The sequence below is a fragment of the Leisingera sp. NJS201 genome, assembly GCF_004535885.1.
Taxonomy (GTDB): Bacteria; Pseudomonadota; Alphaproteobacteria; order Rhodobacterales; family Rhodobacteraceae; genus Leisingera.
In genome coordinates this window covers 4,147,307-4,167,953 of sequence record NZ_CP038234.1, presented here as the reverse complement: position 1 = coordinate 4,167,953, position 20,647 = coordinate 4,147,307, and the positions used below count along the sequence as shown (strand labels likewise).

Sequence of the window (20,647 nt, the reverse complement as noted above, 5' to 3'; positions counted from 1 at the left end):
CTGCTGCATCTAATCATTCTGGATGCAACAGCTAGCGCAGGAGCGATTAACGGGCGGCTAACAGATAAAATATGACTTATCTGCTAGCCGCCTGTCGCAATGTTTTCAGTGGCTTATTCGCGTAAAAGGATGATTTCGATCCGGTCATTACGGGCTGCCATCGGGTTTCCGACCGCCAGCTTGCGGTCGGCATGGCCGGTCACCCGGTGAATCCGGCCTGCTGCCAGTCCGCCTGATTCGAGCAGCGTCCGTGTTTTGTCGGCTCTGTCATGGGACAGCTCCCAAACCGGATTCTTTGCCAGCACAACCGGATGGGACCGGATGTGGCCACCGATGGCTACATTGCTGGTAACATTTTCCGACACCCGGGCAATCATCCTGACCAGATCGCGGAACAACGGCGTAGGCTCAGCCGCATCCTCTTTGAACAGCGGCATGTCATCTGTGGCAAAAAGTTCGATGATCAGCCCTTCGTCAGTGACCCGGGTCACAATGTGGCGGGCCATCGCAACCGTCACCATGCTCTCGCCGCCACGTCCAGACAATTGTTCTTCGATAGCGCGGAACTTGGAGTCTTCTTCCTCACGCTTCTCGTCGGTCTCGACTCCGGTATCCCCCTGCGCCTGCTGGGCATCCATCGGGTTAATGTCCGTTGCCCCGGTGCCCGATTGCGGCTGAATTTCCTCGGTGAACATGCTGTCACCCTGAAACGCACCATTGCCGCCGCCGGAGACCCGGCTTAGCGGAATTGACGGCGAGAAGTAATCCGCCAGACCCTTGCGTTGTTTTTCCGTCGTCGCGTTCAGCAGCCACATCAGCATAAAGAAGGCCATCATCGCGGTCACGAAGTCGGCATAAGCCACTTTCCACGCGCCACCGTGATGGCCATCGCCACCACCTGATTTTTTCTTCTTGATGATAATGGGCGCCACATTGCTTTGTGCGCTCATATCCACCACCACTATTTTCACCCATCCCCGGGATAACAGGCGGCGCGTTAAACTGGGCTTAACAATTAAACTTGCCGGCAGTTCTGTGCCTCCGCACGGCAATTTCCGCCCAGGCCAAGCGGTTCATTTGCGGAAGTTGCCCGCAACACTATGGCAAAGCCCCGGCAGGAATTGCTGCATCTTAAAATCCACTTATCTTGGCATCGAACAATCTTATCAAAGGTTGATCAAGAGCAACCAGTCCAAGCGCGCCCAGCGCTAGAGTCTCCTCAACACGGCACATGAGACACAAAAAGGAGAACACTATGCTGACCCGCAGAGCCGCATTGATGGGAGCAGCCGGTGTAGCAGCGCTGCCCGTACTCGCCAAAGCCGCCAAGGCTGAAGGCACCACTGTCCACGAGGCCGCTGCACCGGCGGACCTGTCCAGCCTGCAGCGCATCAAGCGCGAACTGGTTGCCCCGCCCTTCGTGCATGAGCACGAGCAGGTTGCTCCGGGTGCGCCGCGCATTGTCGAATTCGAGATGAAGATCGTCGAGAAGGAGATTGAAGTCGATCAGGGCGCCTATCTGCAAGGCATGACCTTCAATGGCTCCATTCCGGGGCCGCTGATGGTTGTCCATGAAGGCGACTATGTAGAGCTTACCCTGATCAACCCGCCGGAAAACATGCTGCAGCATAATATCGACTTCCATGCGGCCACCGGCGCCTTGGGCGGCGGCGCGCTCACCCTGGTCAACCCGGGTGAGAAGACCGTTCTGCGCTTTAAGGCCACCCGCCCCGGCACCTTTGTCTATCACTGTGCGCCGGGCGGTCCGATGATCCCATGGCACGTCGTGGCAGGCATGGCCGGCTCAATCATGGTTCTGCCGCGAAACGGGCTTTCAGACCACAATGGCGATCCAGTCAGATACGACCGCGTCTACTATATTGGCGAAAACGAGTTCTACATTCCGAAGGACGAAAATGGCGACTACCTGCGGTACGAGGATGTAGGCGAAAGCTACCCTGATACCCTTGAAGTCATGAACGGGCTTATCCCCAGCCACGTGGTGTTCAACGGCGCAGTTGGTGCACTGACCGGTGAAACCGCGCTGAAGGCCAAACAGGGCGAGAAAGTGCTGTTCATCCACAGCCAAGCCAACCGCGACAGCCGCCCGCACCTGATCGGCGGCCACGGCGACCTGGTCTGGGAGGCCGGCAAGTTCAACAACGTACCGGACCGCGACCTGGAAACCTGGTTCATCCGCGGCGGCTCCGCCGGGGCTGCGCTCTATGAATTCCTGCAACCGGGCGTCTACGCCTATGTGAACCACAACTTGATCGAGGCGGTGAACCTTGGCGCAACCGCGCACGTGGTGGTCGAAGGCGAATGGAATAACGACCTGATGGAACAGGTGGTCGCCCCGACCGAATACTCCGGCTCCTAAGCTTGGGACTGGTGTGACCTCTCAAGGGCGGCTGCCTTACGCGGCCGCCCATTTTTTGTTTTCTTGGGAGCATACCCATGAAATTCGAACTCATCACTGCTGCGCTGGCCGCCGCGATCAGCATTCCCGGTCTTTGGCTATACGCCCCGGAACCGGCGACGCAGGCCGAAACCGCCGTCATTGCCGCTGCCACAATCCGTTACCGGCCGATCGGCAATTTTCACCAAGGTGGCAAAAGCGTGGTGCCGCCGGAACAGATGCGGCAAGTGGCAGCATTCGAGATCATGAAACATCAGGTCTCCCATGCTGAATATGCCGCCTGCGTGGCGGACGGCGGCTGCAAGCGGGCAGATGCAAACCCGGCAGATGGCAGCCGGCCGCAAACACACGTCAGCTGGCATGACGCCACCGCCTACGCGCAATGGTATTCAAAGAAGACCGGCCAGCCGTGGCGGTTGCCGGATGAGGCGGAATGGCAACTGGCTGCAGCTGAAATCTTTGGCGACGCTTCGGTTGAGACGGATAGCACCGACCCGGCCCAGCGCTGGCTGCGCCAATACGCCCGCGGGGTGACACTGCGCGGCCTGCCAGGACCGGCGCAGGATCCCAAAACCGAACCCGGAACCAACAGCCACGGCCTCAGCGGTCTGGGCGGCAACATCTGGGAATGGACTGCCGGCTGCATGCAGAACGGCGAGTTGCGCAAAGATGGCAGCCTCGCATATGGCGATCCATATTGCAGCGCACGCATTACCGGCGGCCGGCACCGGGCCGTAGTGATCGACTTCATACGCGACGCCAGTGTGGGCGGCTGCGCGGTCGGATTGCCACCAGATTACCTGGGGTTCCGGCTGGTCAAGGACGGCTGACTGCTGAGCAGAAGGGAGGTCTCCCGCGCCCGCAGGTGCTCCGGATGCACCGGAGCACCTTGATAGCCTTGGGCCCGGCAGCTGCGCTGCGCCTTCTGTTGCGAAACCGTTCAAGGACCAATCTGCTTTGAACGGATTTTCCTGTTTTGATGTTCAATTCCCGCCTAAATTGAACCCGCGCCCAGGCGCCGCGCATAGCCCCGGTGCCGGCAATCGAATTGCATTGATAGGGAAGGCCGCGCTGTGCCTCAGCACAGCGCCACGCCCAACTGTGAGGGGCCTCTGGAAAGAGGCCCCGGAACAGGCGGGAGCGCCCGGCTTTTGGATCAAGAGGCCCGGCTGTAGCGCACCCCTTCAGGCACATGCGCATCAAAGCAGCTTGCGATGATCCGGGTCAGCGGCCGGCCTTGGGGCAGGATCGTCAGTGCCGCATCATCCAAGTGCACCAGATCGCCGAACCGCGCCGCGATCTGTGCCAGATCCGCATCCAGCATCGCTGCAAGGCTTCCGAAACGCTGCTTCAGCTCTGCCCGGTTCAGCCGGAACTCGCACATCAGCATCTCGATAGCACGGCCGCGGAGCAAGTCTTCATCGCTCATCACATGGCCACGGGCGCCAGTCAAATGCCCTGCCTCGACCCTTTGCACATAAGCAGGCGTGGCAGCTGCGTTCTGGATATAGCCGCCGGCAAAACGGGAAATCGACGATGCGCCGAATCCAATCAGCGTCGGGCAGGTGTCATCGGTGTAACCTTGAAAATTGCGGCGCAGATGCCCGGTGCGGGCTGCTGCCTCCAGCCCGTCGCCGGGTTTGGCAAAATGGTCGATGCCAATGGCGGCAAAACCCGCCGCGGTGAATTTTTCAGCTGCCAGGCCGGCCAGATGGTACCGCGCCAGATCGTCCGGCAGCGTCTCCTCCTTGATCAGCTTCTGCCGCTTTGCAACCCAAGGCACATGCGCATACCCAAATAACGCCAGCCGGTCGGGAGTCAGACTCAGCACTTTTTCCACCGTGTCCGCCATCCGTGCCTGGGTCTGATGCGGCAGGCCATAGACCAGATCAGCGTTCAACGAGGTGATCCCCGCCGCGCGCAGATCCTCGACACAGGCCTTGGTCACGTCAAACGGCTGTTCGCGGCCAATTGCCTGCTGCACCAGCGGATCAAAATCCTGAATGCCGATGCTGGCGCGGTTCATGCCCTCTGCCGCCAGCGCTGCTATTTTGTCGCGGTCGACCATTGTGGGGTCGATCTCCACTGAGAACTCCCAGTCTTCGGTTTGCGGAAACACTGCCTTCACCGCTTGCGCCAGCCGGTGGATCAAAACGGGCGGCAGAATGGTCGGCGTTCCGCCGCCCCAATGCATCCGCCCCATCCGCAACCCTTTTGGCAGCAAAGGCGCCACCTGTTTCAGCTCTTGCTCCAGCGTGCCAATGTAGCTTTCCACCGGGCTCAGCGTCTGAGTACCTTGTGTGCGGCAGGCGCAAAACCAGCACAGACGCTCGCAAAACGGTATATGCAAATAAACGGAAACCGGCACATCCGGATCCAGCGCCTGCAATTCGCGGGCCTGATCCGCGGCGCCGACGGCTGCAGTAAACACCGGCGCGGTTGGGTAGGATGTGTAGCGGGGCACCCGGCTGTCGAACAGCCCAAGGGCTTGGAGGCGGTCAATCTGTTTCATGACTTTGGTATGCCCCTTTTCAATCGCCTCCACTTTGCGCAGGATCAAATCAGACGTTGTTTTGACGTCTGTTGCGGCGCCGGAGTCGTTTCTTCAACATGCTGATTTAAAACGTAAAAAACATTTATCTGTGATTCCTTCAGAAATCCGGCGTCCACGTGCATTTTCCGTTTGACGCCCCTGGAAAACCGCCTTATACGCCGGTCTCACGACACCTGCCCAGGTGGCGGAATTGGTAGACGCGCTAGCTTCAGGTGCTAGTGTTCGTAAGGACGTGGAGGTTCGAGTCCTCTCCTGGGCACCATTCCCCAAAATCATAAACATCTAAAACTCTCGGAGTTTTACGATATCAGGCCGCCGCACCAACCGCCGGGCTTGATAGTGTTTTCCGAGCAACACTATCGGACACATTTTTTTAAGCAGTTTCGGACATCAAATTTCAGAAACAATAGGTTCGGCACAAATTACATTTGACGACGAAAGCACGACAGATGATGCCCGTAAGGCCTATGTCATCTCAGCAATGAGGGTGAACACTATTGCAATGCAGGAGCTTTAGGACGCACCAGGCAGCAACAGCGCCACCGCCAGCAATACCACATTGGGAACAGGCTCAAATCTCGATGGTGATTTGGGTGGCCTATTTGACAGCTGAACCAATGGGGCAAACCCAGATATCGCCGCTCTGCCTATCGCTTTCGCAATCTGCGACAAGGGCGGCGGCGATACTCTGGACGTCAGCAACATTACCACCGGTCGCGACATCGGCATACGGGACAACAAACTGTCCGATGCCGGCGGAGGCCTTTACCCGGCCGCGGCAATGGGATGGCACAGCCGCAAAGTACTGATCTGGCGGTTATCCGGTACGATGAACGCCGGGTTCTGCATCGAGGCCTTGAAGGAAGCACTGGCCCGGCGCTGCCCGCCCGGGATATTCAACTCTGATCAGGGTTACTGGTTCCCCAACTCAGATTTCACCAGCGTGCTGAGGGCCGCTAAGGTGAAGATCCAGGTGGATGGGCGCGGCCTAAGATACGCCGCCTCAGAACCTGAATGCTGCCGCCTGACGTGAAACCAATTATTTAGCTTAACCAGGCTGAAATCTGGCCCAAAAACAAGGGCAACATCTGATAATGTCATTGTAACCAAAGGCGGCAAGGATACCGTTAAAGGCGCCGACGGTAACAGCGAGCGAATTGATCTTTTCCGGCCCCTTCGTTGAGTTCGATCTGCAAAGCCCGTGTGGCGGCAACCCGAACCGGCGACGCCGTGGTCATCCAGACCGGTGGCGGCAATTCCATTCTGTCAATCGATGTGCAGTACAGCGACCTGCATAATGGAGGCTTCCTTTTCTGACCCTCGCGCGCCATCTGCGGCGGCTGGCTGCCTTGTCTCGGCATTTGCGGTCCAGTCAGCCTCCGCTCCCGAATGACAGCGACCGTTGAGTTTGCACGGCAAACCACCTATTTCCCCAGTACGGCACCCTTCGGGGCGATTTGAACACAGGGGAACACCAGTGGCCAACCACCTTTACAAGAACGACCTGCCCGACGGGCTGGATCTCGGTTCCGTCGTCGCAATTGACTGCGAGACAATGGGGTTGAACCCGCATCGTGACCGGCTTTGCGTGATTCAAATGTCCGGCGGCGACGGCAATGCCCATATCGTGCAGGTCGAAAAGGGCCAGACCGAGGCGCCCAACCTGTGCCGGATGCTGGAAGATGCAAATGTGCTGAAACTGTTCCACTTCGGCCGCTTCGATATTGCCGCCATGCACCACGCATTCGGCGCCCTCGCGGCCCCTGTCTATTGCACCAAGATCGCCAGCCGCCTGGTCCGCACGTACACCGACCGGCACGGGTTGAAGAACCTGACCCAGGAACTCTTGGCCATCGACATATCCAAACAGCAGCAGATGAGCGACTGGGGCGCAGAGGAACTGACCGAAGCACAGCTTGAGTATGCCGCCTCCGACGTGCTCCACCTGCACAAGCTGCGCAAGGCGCTGGACAAGCGCCTGGCCCGCGAGGGCCGAACCGGAATGGCGCAGGCCTGCTTTGACTTCCTCCCCATGCGTGCCAAGCTGGATCTGGCCGGCTGGCCCGAAATCGACATCTTTGCGCACTCATGACTGATACAGAAAAACTCCTCGTCACCGCACGGCAGGTGATCACCGATGAAGCCAGGGCGCTGGACACCCTCGCCGACAGCCTGGACGAACGCTTTGCCGAAGCGGTGCAGCTGATCCTGCAGGCCAAGGGCCGCATCATCGTCAGCGGCATCGGTAAATCCGGCCATATCGGCCACAAGATCGCCGCCACCCTGGCCTCGACCGGCACGCCGGCCTATTTCGTGCACCCCGCCGAGGCCAGCCATGGTGATCTGGGAATGCTCTCCGAAGGCGATGTGGTGCTGGCGATCTCCAACTCAGGCGAGGCGCCGGAGTTGGCCAATCTGCTGGTTTTCACCCGCCGTTTCGGCATTCCCCTCATTGGGCTGTCGAGCAAGATGGACAGCGCCCTGATGAAGCAAGCGGATGTGCACCTGCAAATCCCCTCGCTGGGCGAGGCCTGCGGATTTGGCATGGTGCCTTCAATTTCCACCACGCTGACACTGGCAATGGGCGATGCGCTGGCGATAGCACTGATGAAATACCGGGATTTCCGCCCGGAGAACTTCCGCGACTTCCACCCTGGCGGCAAACTGGGGGCGCAGCTCAGCAAGGTGCGCGACCTGATGCACGCTGGCGATGCCCTGCCGCTTGTCACTGAGAACACGCCGATGTCAGAAGCGCTGATCGAAATCAGCCAGAAGGGATTTGGAGTGGCAGGTGTGGTTGCCGCAGACGGATCCTTGACCGGAATCATAACAGACGGCGATTTGCGCCGCCACATGGACGGCCTGCTGGACAAATCTTCCGCCGAAGTCATGACCGCAAGCCCCGCCTCAATCGCCCCCGGCGCAATGGCCCAGGAGGCTGTCGCCGTGATGAACCAGCGCAAAATCACCTGCCTGTTCGTGGTTGATCCGGACAATGGCGGCAAGGCCGAGGGCTTGTTGCACATCCACGATTGCCTGCGCGCAGGCCTGGGCTGACGCAAGCCCGGAGGAGAAAAAGCATGGACAGCTACTCCAGAGCCGTTGCCTATCTTAAGGTACTGCTGCCGCTGGCCGCATTGGTTCTGATGTCCACAATGTTCCTGATCTCCCGCGGGGTGAACACCGACGCGGTGATCCCCTTTGCTCAAAAGGAAATCGAAGACCGGATGAAAGGCCAGCAAGTCACTGCACCTTACTTTTCCGGCACCACCGCACAGGGCGATGAAATTATGGTCACTGCTGCGCTCGCCCGTCCCGGCGGTGACGGCACGCCCGCAGTTGCCAGCGATCTTTCCGCTGAATTCGATCTGGCTGAGGGCGGCAGGATCACGCTTAAATCGGAAAGCGGTGCGATACACCCTGGCCGGGACATGGCGCGCTTTTCCGGTAATGTGATTATCACCTCCGCAGACGGGCTGATTGTCGAGACCGAAGAACTGAACACAGCGCTTAGCGGGCTTGAAGCCGACAGTCCCGGCGCAGTCCGTGCGACTGGCCCGATCGGCGAGCTGACCGCCGGTAATATGTGGATCGGAGTGAAAACCGAGGGCGGACCGGTCCATATGCTGTTCAAAAACGGGGTGAAGCTGCTATATGAACCCCAGAAACCGGAAAGATAACCTGTGTCCTATTTGCGCGCATTGATTTTTTGCCTGCCGCTCGCGGTATTTCCCAGCCTCGTGGCGGCGCAGACGGCCTCCGTTGCCTTTGGCGCGGTCAAGTCCGACCCCAGCCAACCGGTTGAAGTCACCGCCGACAACCTTGCGGTCAACCAGGCAAACGGCTCGGCAGAGTTTACCGGCAATGTGCTCATTATTCAGGGCATCATGCGGCTGTCTGCAGACAAGGTTCTGGTGATCTACAAAACCGCAGACGAAACAGACGCCCAAGCGGGCATTGAACGGCTGGAAGCCACCGGCAATGTGGTACTGGTCAGCGGTCCGGACGCCGCCGAGGCACAGCGCGCCGAATACACCATTGACCAAGGCACTATCGTGATGACCGGCAATGTGCTCCTGAACCAGAAAAGCGGTACCCTGGCTTCCAACCGGCTTGAGGTGAACCTGACTTCCGGCACTGCCAAAATGGCCGGCCGGGTAAAGACTATCCTGAACCCGAATGGCGGCAGCAACTGATGGCGAAACCTGGTCTGACCGTCACCGAAGGCTCTTCCGGGCTGCGCATTGAAAAACTGCGCAAATCCTACCGCAAACGGGTGGTGATCCGCGACGTGTCAATGTCGCTGAACCGCGGCGAGGTGGTGGCCCTGCTGGGTCCCAACGGGTCTGGCAAAACCACCAGTTTCTACGCCATTGCAGGTCTGGTTTTCCCCGAAGCGGGCACCGTCAGCATCGACGGCCAGAACGTGACCGGCCTGCCGATGTACCGGCGCGCTCGCCTTGGCATCGGCTATCTGCCACAGGAAATGTCGATCTTCCGCGGCCTGTCGGTGGAGGACAACATCTCTGCCGTTCTGGATATCTCGCAGAAACACGAACACAAACGCCGCGAGCGGCTGGAAGAACTGCTGTCCGATTTCTCGATCGAACACCTGCGCCGCGCACCCGCGTTGGCGCTGTCAGGCGGTGAACGGCGCCGGGTTGAGATTGCCCGCTGCCTTGCCGCAGATCCGAAATACCTGCTGCTTGACGAACCCTTTGCCGGCGTTGACCCGATCTCGGTCGGCGATATCCGCCACTTGGTTTCCGACCTCAAGAAACGCGGTATCGGCGTGCTGATCACCGACCACAACGTGCGCGAGACCCTGGAGATCGTGGACCGGGCCTATATCCTGCATGACGGCCAGGTGCTGATGTCCGGCAGCCCCGAGGAAGTGGTTGAAAACGAAAACGTCCGCCGGGTTTACCTCGGCGACAACTTCCGCATTTCCTGACTTCCGCGGTCAAAGCCGGACAACCGGGAATATGCCTGAAACCCGTGTTTCTTTTTCCGGGTTATCCATTGACTCTCCCGCTGTCTTGCCGTCGAATTGACCCATGGCATACGCGCAGACCGATGCAATCCGCTTAGCAGCCTTGGCGACAAGGCCCGGACGGATGCAACCGGATGCCTGGCCTGCCCCCCGGTTCCGGACCTGACGTGACAGCGCCAAGGATTGCCTTGGCGGCGGGTTTGGGCCGCAATAATTCGTAAAGGAGATCACATGCGTTACAAAATAAGCGGTAAACAGATCGACATCGGCGAAGCTCTGCAAACCCATGTGCAGAACGAGCTGGGTTCGGCCGTTCAGAAATATGCAGAACGGCCAACCGACGCGACAGTGGTCTTTTCCCGTTCGGCGCATGAATATGTGTGTGAAGCCACCGTCCATCTGTCGACCGGGCTGAGCGCTCAGGCCAAGGCGCACGAAACCGAAATCTACGCCGCATTCGACTCTTGCTGCGAAAAAATGGAAAAACAGCTGCGCCGTTACAAGCGCCGCCTGAAAGACCACCACAAGGATCGCAGCGAACCGGTTGAACATTTGGGCGCCAATTCGTATATCCTCGCCTCTGAGGAAGCGGAAACAACCGAACCGGACTCGCTGCAGCCGATCATCGTCGCCGAAATGGAGACTCGCATACCGTCCCTGTCTGTCGGGGAAGCGGTAATGCAGATGGAAATTGCAGGTGCACCGGTTCTAGTCTTCCGCAAAGAAGGCAAAGACGGGTTGAATGTGGTCTACCGCCGCGAAGACGGCAACATCGGCTGGATCGATCCGTAATCACATCTAAGGCATCGGCGCCCCTCCACAACGGGGCGCCGGAACGGAGCAGACATATGCAGATTTCCAGCATCCTCAAGCCAGAGGCCGTCCGGGTGATCGGTGCGGCCTCAAGCAAGAAGCGCTTGTTCCAGGAAATTGCAGACATTGCTCAATTTGCATACGGGCTGGACGCCCAGGCGACGGTCGAGGCTTTGCTGGACCGCGAAAGCCTAGGCCCTACCGGGGTTGGCCATGGCGTCGCCCTGCCGCATGCCAGGCTGGACACTGTAAGCGAAGTCCGCGGCATCTTCCTGATCCTGGAGAAGCCGCTGGACTTCGGAGCGGTGGACCGCCAGCCAGTGGATATTGCCTTTGCCCTGTTTGCTCCGGAAGATGCCGGCGTCGAGCATCTGAAAGCGCTGGCGCTGGTGTCACGCACCCTGCGCGAACAAAGCTTCTGCACCAAACTGCGCGCCAACCACGACCCGGCAACGCTTTATACCATCCTGACAGAAGATCAGTCCGTCCAAGCGGCCTGATCCCCGGGCTACGTCTGCCCGTATCTGAATTTCCCGGTTTTTCTACGCACTCGCTTGCGGCCAGGAATTGCTATTGCGCCGCGTCTTTCCCGCAAGCTCTCTCGTCCGTCATCAGCCGCCATCCGGCGGAGCTTTTTCAGTCCGGCAAGGCCCAAGACCGCCCCGGAGGTTTACCTCAGCCAAATCTGCGGCGGACACGGTAACATCGCGCCTGCATTCATGCTGCCGTATCAGCCTGCGCGCCAGGGACCAAAGCCAAACGCCAGATAGTCGCGCTGGTAAACGGATGCAATCAGCGCCTCCAGATCCGCGTCGTAAATATCATCCAATGCAAAGGGCACCTGCGGCGCAGCGGCCGGCACCGGTCCCGGCTCCATCCGACCCTGCCTGCGAGCCAGTGCAGGCAGATCCTCACTCATCTCCGTCTCGCGGATCAGAAAATCCGGAGGCCCGAGTTCAGCAAACCCGGCCAGCACCTGGCTTTGGCTGACCCATTCCGCGTCCGCCCGGATCGACGTCTGCCCGGACAGATTGGCCCGGACAAAACTCAGAAAACCGGCAAAAGCGTCCCGGTGCTGCGCTCGGGTATACCCGTCGTCCGGCCCTTCCTCCGGCAAAACCAGCCCGAACTGCCGCCGCAACGTATTGCGGATGGCCCGGAAGCTGCCCTCGCCGGCATTCAGGATCCGGTGGCAGAACACCGCATGGGCCCGCGCCGCAGGGTGGCGCAGCACGGTAAAGCTGCGGAACCCCTTATTGCCGCGTTTCCACTGGCGCAGCTGTTTCTGGTTCATGCCCTGGATCAACCCGTCTGGCGCCACCTGATCCAGCCCGGCCATCCATTGCACGACTTCGCGCTCCGGCCCGCCCTTGAGCGGCAAGTATAACAGCGGCGTCACCACCCCCGCCACATACCCAGGCACCGCCGGGCCGCGGCGCGGCTCGAAATTCGGGGTGCGGGTCAAGTTGAAGCGGTCCATGCCCGACAGCGCCTCTTGCATTGCGTCAGGGTTTGCCACCTTAGCCAGAACCGGCGCCGGGTTCTGCCGCTTGAGGCTCTCATCCAGCGCCTCAAGCCGCTGGGACATTCCCAGCCAGCGTGCCAGCCCGTTCATCACCTCAACGCTTTGCAGATCCTCATAGGCCACATAGAACGCCGTCTGACCCAGCGACTGCAGCCGGTTCAGCAGCGTGACCTGGAAATCTTGCAACGCTTCTACATGGGCGGAAAATTCCGCTGCATCAAACCGCGCTTTGGCGTCCTTGCGGCGCTTTACATCGGTCAGCTTCCACTGCCCGGTTGCCTTGGCAATCTTCCAGGACACATAACTGTCCAGCGGGTTGCGGGTCAGGATGATCTTGGCACAGCGCGGATCCTCCAGCATCAGGTCCAGCACCCGCGGATCATGGTCATGGAAATAGCGGCAACCGCCCAGCGCGCTTGGGTCAGCCTTGATCTGCTGGATCAGCCGGGCTGGATCCGCCTCCCGCATAGCCTGAGTCACCCCCAGAATATCGCTCTTGTTCGGATAGCCGATGAAATGCGGATTGAAGGCTTCGCCGTGGCAGGCAAGCCCGTCAAAAGCATTCAGATTGGTCTCCAGAAAATTGGAGCCCGTCCGCATTTCAGCAAAGACAACAAAATAGTCGAAGGAGGAATCAGACATCAGAATTTATCGTACCAGATAGGGTTTGCGTTGCGGCTTGGAGAGGCTGACAGGGCTTTGCTCAACCGGGAAATCCCCCATCAAGTAGGGGTGCATGCCCTGGTTTTTCAGGTTCTGCAAAAACTGTCCAAAGCCCTCAAGGTCCGTCATCTTGGGAGCCTCGCTCAGATGGCGCGCCGCAAGAGGACCGATTTCGTCAATGATCGTCTGCAATGGTTCCATTGGCGCCTCTACGAACTCCGCCATGCTCCAGATCCGGACCCGTGCCTTGGTCCATTGCGAGCGCAGGATCTGCAATTGCTCAGCCTCGGTCTGCTGCAGCTTTGCCGCTTCCTGCCGGAGTTCTGTGAAGTTGCGGTTGGATTTGAACAGCGGCACTGCCCAGGCACCGCTGATGACAGAAATTTGCACATTTGCATCCCGTGCCAGCAGCCAGTTCACTGCCTGGTTGTCCCCTGGCCCGAACTGAAAACACTGCCGTTCGCCGCGGGTGTTCCAAATCAGGCTGGTGAGAAAGCTCTCTGGGTTGTAGTCACGGACCCTGGCATGGCCGTTGAGGCACCCATTGACCAATCTCTGCCCTTCGGAAAACGCCGCCCCATCCGGTGCAAATATATGCCCATGAACACGCGCCCCAGTGGTTCGAGCCAGCCAGGTTTCAAAATCGTCGAACAGTTCGGTAAAGCCCTGAAACACTGAATAGGGGCTGGAAGTGATGCCATTCTCCGAGCCTTGGCCGGGAAACCGGCTTTGCATGTATAAACCGGGTCTGCCGCGGGTGCGCCGCTCTACCGCCTTGGCAAAAATCCGGTCGATTTTACCCGGGTTCGGTTCGGTCCGCTTCATCGCGCCGGCAGGGTCGGTCAGAAACGCCTGATACAGACGTTCTGCATGTGGCCAGATCTTGCGGGCAACAAAGCAGTCTGACCGGCGCAGAAGCTGCAAATGATCGTCGTAGAAGATATGCGGCTTACCCTGGAAATCGAATTTCGACAGCGTCAGCGAGCGGCTTTCGATATTGCTGGAATACTGCCGCACCAAAGTCTGGAAATAGCTCTCATCCGGAATCCAGACCTTGCGGAAATAGTTATCATAAACCGGACGTTCAGGATCCTCCAGGATCGCCGACAGGGTTTGCCGGGTCAGGCACCACCACTGGCTCCCCATATGCGGTACCAGCCCGGGGGAATCCGGCGCCTGATGCGCAACTTGCGCTGCAAATCCACGTAGCGGTCGAACAGATAGCGGTGTTTCTTCCAGGAAAACGGGAACCGCAGGGTGAACCGCTCGTGGCTGAGCCCGCCGACAATCCACGGCACATCCGCAGTGGTGGCGCTTTCGATGAAATCGGTGCGCGGGCGGGCAGCCAGGTAATCGATCAGCTCCTGCACAGGCCGGAGCGGCAGGCACGACCCGGAGGCCAGATAGACATGGCGCACTAACGGAAACTCCGCCAGCATCACCTCGGACGCCGATTGCGACGCCGCAACTATTCCCCAAGTGCCCCATTCGCACCGGTGGCGGGCGGAAAACCGGACCAGCGGATCATCCGCCAGCACATCTTTGAAACGGGTGAACGCCTGATGCCCGACGTTGCGGTCCACATGCAGCACCACCGGGCAACCGCTGGCGGTCCAGTGCCGCACCACCTGCGCAGCCCGATCCAGTGCGGTATGCACAAGCATGACAACCCCAACCGCGCTCATGCCCAGTTTCCTTTGGACATCATTCCCAAAATTTCAAGCTGGCGCCAGTTGATGTACTTCTCGCTCCATTTGCACCACAGCTCCGGCTGCTCCACCAGTTTGCCTGCATAGGCCTTATACTCGGTGGAGCCGGCATAATGCTGCCCGCGGACGAGCTCCTCCTGCGCCTTTACGGTAAAGATATCGAGGAATTTGGTATGCAGCAGCGCGCCGCTGGCCTTTTCACCGCCATCAGCCTCATAGACCTGGTTCAATCCCGCGGCAGCAGCGCGTGGGTAGAGCTGGCATAGGCATAGCGGCGGTGCCATTTGACGAGCGGTATCTTGTTCAGCGCCGGCGCCCGTTGGGGCTGGTCTGCAAAAAACACCCGCGACCGCGGCCCGCCCTGAATCCACAAATTGCCGTATTCCGGGTTGCGTCTGATTGTATAGTTGCCGCTGTCAAACCAATGGGCAATCTCCAAAGGATTCTGCCCCGGCTGATACGGCACCTCGCCAATCCTGCCCTTGGGATAGACATCAATCAGCATAGCCGAAAAACTGCGGATCGCGGAATTGTCCAACCAGTCAGTCAAAGCGCGGATCGGCCGGGTGTCGCAAAACGGGTAGATAAAAAACTCATCCGGATCGACCACCAGAACCCAATGCCCATGCGCATATTTGCGTTTCAGGCCGTTCATCCAATCGATGCCGAAACCTGAACGCTTGTAGCTCGCCGTGGTGTGCCACAGCGAAACATCGCCCATGCCGCGCAGATAGTCGGCACTGCCGTCGGTGGAACCATTGTCGACAAACAGGAAATGGTTGATCCCCATGCCGCGGTAATACTGCAAGAAATAGGGCAGTCGGATCTGCTCGTTGCGCATGGTGCAGACCAGCAGGATATCCCCGGCCGGATAGCTTTGGTGTTGTCCTGCACAGCGGTCAGCTCACTGGATTTGCGCACCGCACGGACCAGACGCCGCTTGCGCCGCAACCGCATCCGGTAAGAATCCCAAAGCCCCACGTTCACTCCAAACCAATATCCAGGGAGCGCGCTCACCCGTTCAGGCCTAACAGGACCTGCCTCAAGTTTCCGCGCAATATGTCACGGGAGTATTGTATTAACAACGAATTTAGAAACAGTTACGCATCCGCACGGCCAGGCTGCAACAGTTCAGTGGCCGTTCGGCAATTCACCAGTTGATCGGTGTCATCAACCCAAGCGCTGCCAGCTGTTCCGGATCTTGGTACCGAACCGATCCAGAATACCACAAATCCGGAGTTCCCGAGATCCCATCGTAGTAGCCGTCAAACTGCAGCGGAGTGTGAAAGTGCTGCTGCCGCTGCTTTTCTGTTGCTGACTTGGAAACAATCTCGGGCAGGAACTTGGTATGCAGCAGTATCCCTGAGGGCTCCGTCCCTCCTGGCCCGTTATAGAGCGCGTTCATTTGCGGCGGCAGCAGCGAATGGGTTGAGTTCATATAGGCATAGCGGCGGTTCCAGCGGATCAGCGGCAGCTTGTTCAGCGTCGGGGACCGTTCCGGCTGCTCTTGGAAAAACACTCTCTCGCGGGCGCCGCCCTGTACCCAGAGGTTGCCCATCGGCTGCTGCCGAACGGCCCGGTACGGCCCGGCATCAAACCATTGCAGAATTTCACACGGATCCTGTTCCGGTGCATAGCTTTGCCCGCCCAGCGGTCCCTTGGGGTAGAGATCAAGCATCAGTGCGCCAAAGCCCTGACGCCCTTGCTGTTCCAGGTTTTGCGTCAGGTCGTCCAGCCCGTGTTCTTCCATACCGGAATAGACCAACAGCTCATCCGCATCGACTGTCAGGCACCAGCGGCCATGGCCGTAGCGGATCAGCAGCCAGCCCAGCCAGTCCAGGCCAAAGCGCGCTTCCCGGTAGCTGGCAGCAGTCTGCCACACAGAGACATCCGGCTGATCTGCCAGCAGTTCGGCGCTGCCGTCATCGCTGCCATTGTCGACAACCAGGAAATGCGCGGCACCCAGCCGCCGGTAAGACTCCAGGAAAAAAGGCAGACGGCTGATCTCGTTACGTAAAACGATAAAGACCAGAACCCCGTTTGCGGGGATCTGGTCTGTACGGTCAGCCATTTTGCTCATCTGACGCCGGGCACGCAATGCCCGCCACAGCATCCGCCGCCGTTTCCACCGCATCCTGTAGGCCCCAGCAAGGCCCAGGGGCGGCATGTCAGCAGCAGCGGAGCGCATCATGTTATACTTAGGCCTCGTAATAACCTGTCTTATGCCACTCCCAGGCATCGGCGATCATCATCTCCAGGGTTGAGCGGCGCGGCTCCCAACCCAGATCGGTGACCGCCCGGGTCGAGCCCGACACCAGCTTGGTGCAGTCTCCCGCCCGGCGCTCACCCGTGTTGCACGGCACCTTTTGACCGGTCACCGCCTCGGCCTTGTCCATCACTTCGCGCACAGAAAAGCCAGAACCGGTGCCAAGGTTGAACACCTGGCTTCCCTTGCCGTCTTCCAGCCACTTCAGGCCCAGCACATGCGCATCCACCAGATCGCAGACATGAACATAGTCGCGGATGCAGGTGCCGTCCGGGGTATCGTAATCGGTGCCGAAAATGGTCAGCGCATCGCGCTTGCCTGCAACAGCATCCAGCACCAGCGGCACCAGATGGGTTTCGGGACGGTGGAACTCGCCCACTTCAGCCTCTGGATCAGCACCCGCTACGTTAAAATAGCGGAAAATCACCGAACGCAACCCGTTCGAAGCTCCAAAATCTTTGAGGATATCCTCCACCGCGCGCTTGGAAGCGCCATAGGCATTCAGTGGCAGCTGCGGCGTGTTCTCGTCCAGCACCACATTGTCATGCTCGCCATAGGTCGCACAGGTCGAGGAGAACACGAAGTCCAGACAGCCCGCAGCCACTGCGGCCTCGATCAGGTTCAGCGACCCGCCGGTGTTGTTGGCCCAGTAGCGGCCCGGCTCGCTCATCGCTTCGCCAACCTGGCTGAGCGCCGCAAAATGCATCACAGCAGCCGGTCGGTACTTGGCAAAGACCTCATCCAGCCGCGCCCGGTCATTCAAGTCGCCCTGCTCAAACGGGCCGAACTTCACCGCGTTCTGCCAGCCGGTCACCAGGTTGTCGTAGGTTACCGGGGTGTAACCCGCCGCTTTCAGCGCCTTGCAAGCATGCGAACCAATATAGCCGGCACCGCCGGTCACCAGGATATGTGTCACTGTCTCTGCCCCATGCAGGGCCGCCCCGGGAGGCGGCCAGAGTCGTTATTGCGCGGCTTTGCCAACCTGCGCGATTTCGGAAATGTAGTTCATCAGATCATCCCGCAACTCTTCACGCGCCAGCGCAAAGGCCACTGTGGCCTGCAAAAAGCCTGCCTTGGAACCGCAATCAAACCGCTGGCCGCGGAACCGGTAGCCGTAAACCGGCACATCCTGCGCTATGTCCTCGGCAATGGCATCGGTCAGCTGGATCTCGCCGCCCGCACCCGACTTCATCTTGTTGAGGTTTTTCAATACAGAAGGCGACAGGATATAGCGGCCGATCACAGCCAGGTTTGAAGGCGCCTCGCCTGCACTTGGCTTTTCTACCATCCCATTGGCCGCAACCACCTGGCCCATGTCGTCCTTCACGTCAAGCACACCGTAAGAGGACGTCTTTTCAGGCGGAACCTCCATCGCAGCCACCATATTGCCGCCGGTTTCCTCGTAGGCTTCGACCATCTGCTGCAAGCAGGGTTTTTCCGCCGCGATCACATCATCCGGCAGGATCACCGCAAAGGGTTCATTGGCGATCAGCCGGCGGGCGCACCAGACCGCATGGCCCAGGCCCAGCGCCTTGTGCTGGCGGATATAGGCGATGGCACCGGATTCCATATTGGTGCCTTGCAGCAAATCCAGCAGATCCTGTTTGCCCTTTTTACGCAGTTCCTGCTCCAGAACCGGTGAATGGTCAAAATAATCTTCCAGTGCACCTTTGCCGCGCGACGTGACAAAGATGAACTCCTTGATCCCGGCCGCGCGCGCCTCGTCGATGGCGTATTGCACCAGTGGCCGGTCGACCAGTGTCATGATTTCTTTCGGAACGGATTTGGTTGCGGGAAGGAAACGTGTTCCCATACCTGCAACGGGAAAAATTGCCTTAGTTACCTTTTTACGCATGGCGCTCTCTCAATACTAAAATTCCAGGCCGGATACCGCCCTCCCCGCAAGTGAGGAGAGATAAAGCTCCGCTAGACCTGGCTGTCCCCAACAATTCGCGATGCGGCTGCCAGCGGCCCCGGGCTGCATCCCATCAGTGTGCTTATGCCTGTGTCAGTACCTTTTACCATTCTTCGCCTACTCGTGACCCATCTTCTTCATCATCGTCTCCAGCCGCGGCACATCTTCCGGGTTATTCAGCTCCCAAAACTCGCGCCCTCGGGCTTCGACTTCGACACACAAAACTTTGCGGCCGTTCTCCAGGAAGCGCAGCTGTTCCAGCCCTTCCAGTTTCTCCAGCGGCCCCGCCGTCCAGCCAGAATACGCCGCCAAGGCGTCCGGGCGGTAGGCATAGACGCCGACATGGTGAAAGACCGGCGTGTTTTCGCCATCACCAAAGGTCTGCGCGCAGTACGGAACCACTTCTTTAGTGAAATAGAGCGCACTGCGGTCTTCGGCAAATACTGCGGTGGTGCCGCCAACCCGGCCGGCCTTGCGATCGGCCAGAAGACTGTTCAGCGTCTCGCCATTGCAGCGCAGCACCGGTGTAGCCAGCCCCATGCCGGGCGCTGCGCGCAGCCCCGCCACCAGATCTTCGACAAACCAGTGCGGTGTCAGCGGAGCGTCGCCCTGCAGGTTCACCACAATCTCATAACCGCTGCCCAGCGCTGCATGCGCCTCGGCGCAGCGTTCAGTGCCATTGCCGCAGGCCTCCGAAGTCATCACCACTTCGGCACCAAAGCCTTCGGCTGCCTGCCTGATGCGATCATCATCGGTTGCCACCACCACCCTGTCCACGCCTTGCACCGAACAGGCCGCCCGCCAGGAGCGTTCCACCAGCGTGCGGGCCTCACCGGTGGCACCGGTCAGCGGCACCAGCGGCTTGCCGGGGTAGCGGGTCGAGGCGTAGCGGGCGGGGATGACGATCAGGACAGACATCAGGCTTTCTTCAGCTCCACAGCCGGTGCATAGGCAATGAAGAACGGGTTCGCATAACCTTCCTTGCCGTAAACAAGCGGGGAGTGATCGTCAAAACGCACCACTTTGCCGCCAGCGCCGGCAAGCACCGCGTGACCGGCAGCTGTGTCCCATTCCATAGTGCGGCCGACACGCGGATACAGATCCGCCTCACCAGTGGCCACCAGGCAGAACTTCAGCGAAGAGCCGGCGCTTTTGCTATCCTTCACTTTGTACTTGCCGATGTAATCGTCGGTTGCCTGATCGCGGTGTGACTTCGACGCCACCACCATCAGCGCAGCGTTGTCGCTGCCGGCGACCCGGATCGGCGCTGTTGCACCGATAGTTTCTGGATCGAACGCGCCGGTTTCCTCAACCGCGCTGCCATCCGCCAGGGTAAAGAACATCCGTTCTTTGGCCGGTGCATAGACCACGCCGCGGGTCGGCACGCCTTTTTCCACCAGCGCAATGTTCACAGTGAAATCGCCGCGGCGGTGGATGAATTCCTTGGTGCCGTCCAGCGGGTCGACGATCAGAAAGGTATCGCCGCGCTCTTTGTGCGAGTCAGACTGTTCTTCGGTGACCAGCATCATATCCGGGAAGGCCGCCCGCAGCCCGGCCGAGATCAACGCATCAGCAGCCTCATCCGCAGCTGTTACCGGGCTTTCGTCGGATTTAACCTTCACGTTGAAATCGTCGGAATTGTAGATTTCCATGATCTTTGCGCCGGCCTCAATTGCCAGGCGGCGGATCACGGGCACCAGGTCTTCATACGTCACGCAGATCTCCCTAACATGGGTTTAATTGAAAATTTGCCTCTTGCCCCTTATGATGCGCAGATAGCGGAACGGCAA

At 59.4% G+C, this 20,647-nt stretch carries 17 protein-coding genes, 1 tRNA gene and 3 pseudogenes; 11 read left to right on the top strand and 10 right to left on the bottom strand.

Features of this window, described 5'->3' with window-relative positions:
- Nucleotides 1-113: 113 nt before the first annotated feature.
- On the bottom strand, nucleotides 114-950 hold the full coding sequence (locus ETW23_RS20615; protein ID WP_134831109.1) for a flagellar motor protein MotB: 837 nt from the start codon (nucleotides 948-950) through the stop codon (nucleotides 114-116).
- A 305-nt stretch (nucleotides 951-1,255) separates the two neighbouring features.
- Here ETW23_RS20615 and nirK point away from each other — a divergent pair, with 305 nt between their 5' ends.
- Together nirK and ETW23_RS20605 are read left to right on the top strand one after the other, a co-directional pair.
- Entirely contained in the window at nucleotides 1,256-2,380 is a 1,125-nt protein-coding gene (gene nirK / locus ETW23_RS20610; protein ID WP_129372706.1) for a copper-containing nitrite reductase, read from the top strand.
- Between the two features lie 77 nt (nucleotides 2,381-2,457).
- A complete protein-coding gene (locus ETW23_RS20605) occupies nucleotides 2,458-3,249 on the top strand; it encodes an SUMF1/EgtB/PvdO family nonheme iron enzyme (RefSeq protein WP_134831108.1) in 792 nt (263 codons plus the stop codon).
- 326 nt (nucleotides 3,250-3,575) lie between these two features.
- On the opposite strand, the gene hemN is transcribed toward ETW23_RS20605, so the two are convergent.
- The gene (gene hemN / locus ETW23_RS20600) at nucleotides 3,576-4,931 is read right to left on the bottom strand and encodes an oxygen-independent coproporphyrinogen III oxidase (protein ID WP_134831107.1); all 1,356 of its coding nucleotides are present in this window, start codon (nucleotides 4,929-4,931) and stop codon (nucleotides 3,576-3,578) included.
- A gap of 217 nt (nucleotides 4,932-5,148) precedes the next feature.
- Between hemN and ETW23_RS20595 the strand changes: the two genes are divergently transcribed.
- From ETW23_RS20595 to ETW23_RS20550, 9 genes and pseudogenes are all read left to right on the top strand, one after another.
- Nucleotides 5,149-5,235, top strand: a tRNA-Leu gene (locus ETW23_RS20595).
- 495 nt (nucleotides 5,236-5,730) lie between these two features.
- Nucleotides 5,731-5,961 (top strand): annotated as a pseudogene (locus tag ETW23_RS26285) (DDE-type integrase/transposase/recombinase); the annotation flags it as partial.
- Between the two features lie 489 nt (nucleotides 5,962-6,450).
- Nucleotides 6,451-7,065, top strand: coding sequence for a ribonuclease D (locus ETW23_RS20580; RefSeq protein ID WP_129372590.1), 615 nt, complete (start codon nucleotides 6,451-6,453; stop codon nucleotides 7,063-7,065).
- Nucleotides 7,062-8,030 carry an SIS domain-containing protein gene (locus ETW23_RS20575; RefSeq protein WP_134831105.1) on the top strand — a complete coding sequence of 323 codons (969 nt, stop codon included), beginning with the start codon at nucleotides 7,062-7,064 and terminating at the stop codon, nucleotides 8,028-8,030. Before ETW23_RS20580 ends, ETW23_RS20575 begins: the two co-directional genes overlap by 4 nt.
- 23 nt (nucleotides 8,031-8,053) lie before the next feature.
- Complete coding sequence (locus ETW23_RS20570) at nucleotides 8,054-8,653, top strand: hypothetical protein (RefSeq protein WP_134831104.1); 600 nt, start codon at nucleotides 8,054-8,056, stop codon at nucleotides 8,651-8,653.
- Nucleotides 8,654-8,656: 3 nt separating this feature from the next.
- On the top strand, nucleotides 8,657-9,169 hold the full coding sequence (lptA, locus tag ETW23_RS20565) for a lipopolysaccharide transport periplasmic protein LptA (protein ID WP_129372593.1): 513 nt from the start codon (nucleotides 8,657-8,659) through the stop codon (nucleotides 9,167-9,169).
- Entirely contained in the window at nucleotides 9,169-9,927 is a 759-nt protein-coding gene (gene lptB, locus ETW23_RS20560) for an LPS export ABC transporter ATP-binding protein (RefSeq protein WP_129372594.1), read from the top strand. Before lptA ends, lptB begins: the two co-directional genes overlap by 1 nt.
- Nucleotides 9,928-10,197: 270 nt before the next feature.
- Nucleotides 10,198-10,758: a ribosome-associated translation inhibitor RaiA gene (gene raiA / locus ETW23_RS20555; protein ID WP_129372595.1), complete on the top strand. Its 561-nt coding sequence runs from the start codon at nucleotides 10,198-10,200 to the stop codon at nucleotides 10,756-10,758.
- A gap of 56 nt (nucleotides 10,759-10,814) precedes the next feature.
- Entirely contained in the window at nucleotides 10,815-11,279 is a 465-nt protein-coding gene (locus ETW23_RS20550) for a PTS sugar transporter subunit IIA (protein ID WP_129372596.1), read from the top strand.
- 230 nt (nucleotides 11,280-11,509) lie between these two features.
- On the opposite strand, the gene ETW23_RS20545 is transcribed toward ETW23_RS20550, so the two are convergent.
- The 8 genes and pseudogenes from ETW23_RS20545 to cysQ form a co-directional block, all read right to left on the bottom strand.
- The gene (locus ETW23_RS20545) at nucleotides 11,510-12,946 is read right to left on the bottom strand and encodes a sulfotransferase family 2 domain-containing protein (RefSeq protein WP_134831103.1); all 1,437 of its coding nucleotides are present in this window, start codon (nucleotides 12,944-12,946) and stop codon (nucleotides 11,510-11,512) included.
- Nucleotides 12,947-12,952: 6 nt separating this feature from the next.
- Nucleotides 12,953-14,652, bottom strand: a pseudogene (locus tag ETW23_RS20540) (beta-1,6-N-acetylglucosaminyltransferase).
- A pseudogene (locus ETW23_RS20535) lies at nucleotides 14,649-15,633 on the bottom strand (glycosyltransferase family 2 protein). Before ETW23_RS20535 ends, ETW23_RS20540 begins: the two co-directional pseudogenes overlap by 4 nt.
- Nucleotides 15,634-15,826: 193 nt before the next feature.
- Complete coding sequence (locus ETW23_RS20530; protein WP_134831102.1) at nucleotides 15,827-16,867, bottom strand: glycosyltransferase family 2 protein; 1,041 nt, start codon at nucleotides 16,865-16,867, stop codon at nucleotides 15,827-15,829.
- 7 nt (nucleotides 16,868-16,874) lie between these two features.
- A complete protein-coding gene (galE, locus tag ETW23_RS20525) occupies nucleotides 16,875-17,858 on the bottom strand; it encodes a UDP-glucose 4-epimerase GalE (RefSeq protein WP_134831101.1) in 984 nt (327 codons plus the stop codon).
- A gap of 45 nt (nucleotides 17,859-17,903) precedes the next feature.
- Nucleotides 17,904-18,797, bottom strand: a complete 894-nt coding sequence (gene galU / locus ETW23_RS20520; protein ID WP_024092080.1) for a UTP--glucose-1-phosphate uridylyltransferase GalU — start codon at nucleotides 18,795-18,797, stop codon at nucleotides 17,904-17,906.
- A 177-nt stretch (nucleotides 18,798-18,974) separates the two neighbouring features.
- The gene (locus tag ETW23_RS20515) at nucleotides 18,975-19,775 is read right to left on the bottom strand and encodes a 3-deoxy-manno-octulosonate cytidylyltransferase (RefSeq protein WP_134831100.1); all 801 of its coding nucleotides are present in this window, start codon (nucleotides 19,773-19,775) and stop codon (nucleotides 18,975-18,977) included.
- On the bottom strand, nucleotides 19,775-20,572 hold the full coding sequence (gene cysQ, locus ETW23_RS20510) for a 3'(2'),5'-bisphosphate nucleotidase CysQ (RefSeq protein WP_134831099.1): 798 nt from the start codon (nucleotides 20,570-20,572) through the stop codon (nucleotides 19,775-19,777). The genes ETW23_RS20515 and cysQ overlap by 1 nt, the downstream gene beginning before the upstream one ends.
- Nucleotides 20,573-20,647: the final 75 nt, after the last annotated feature.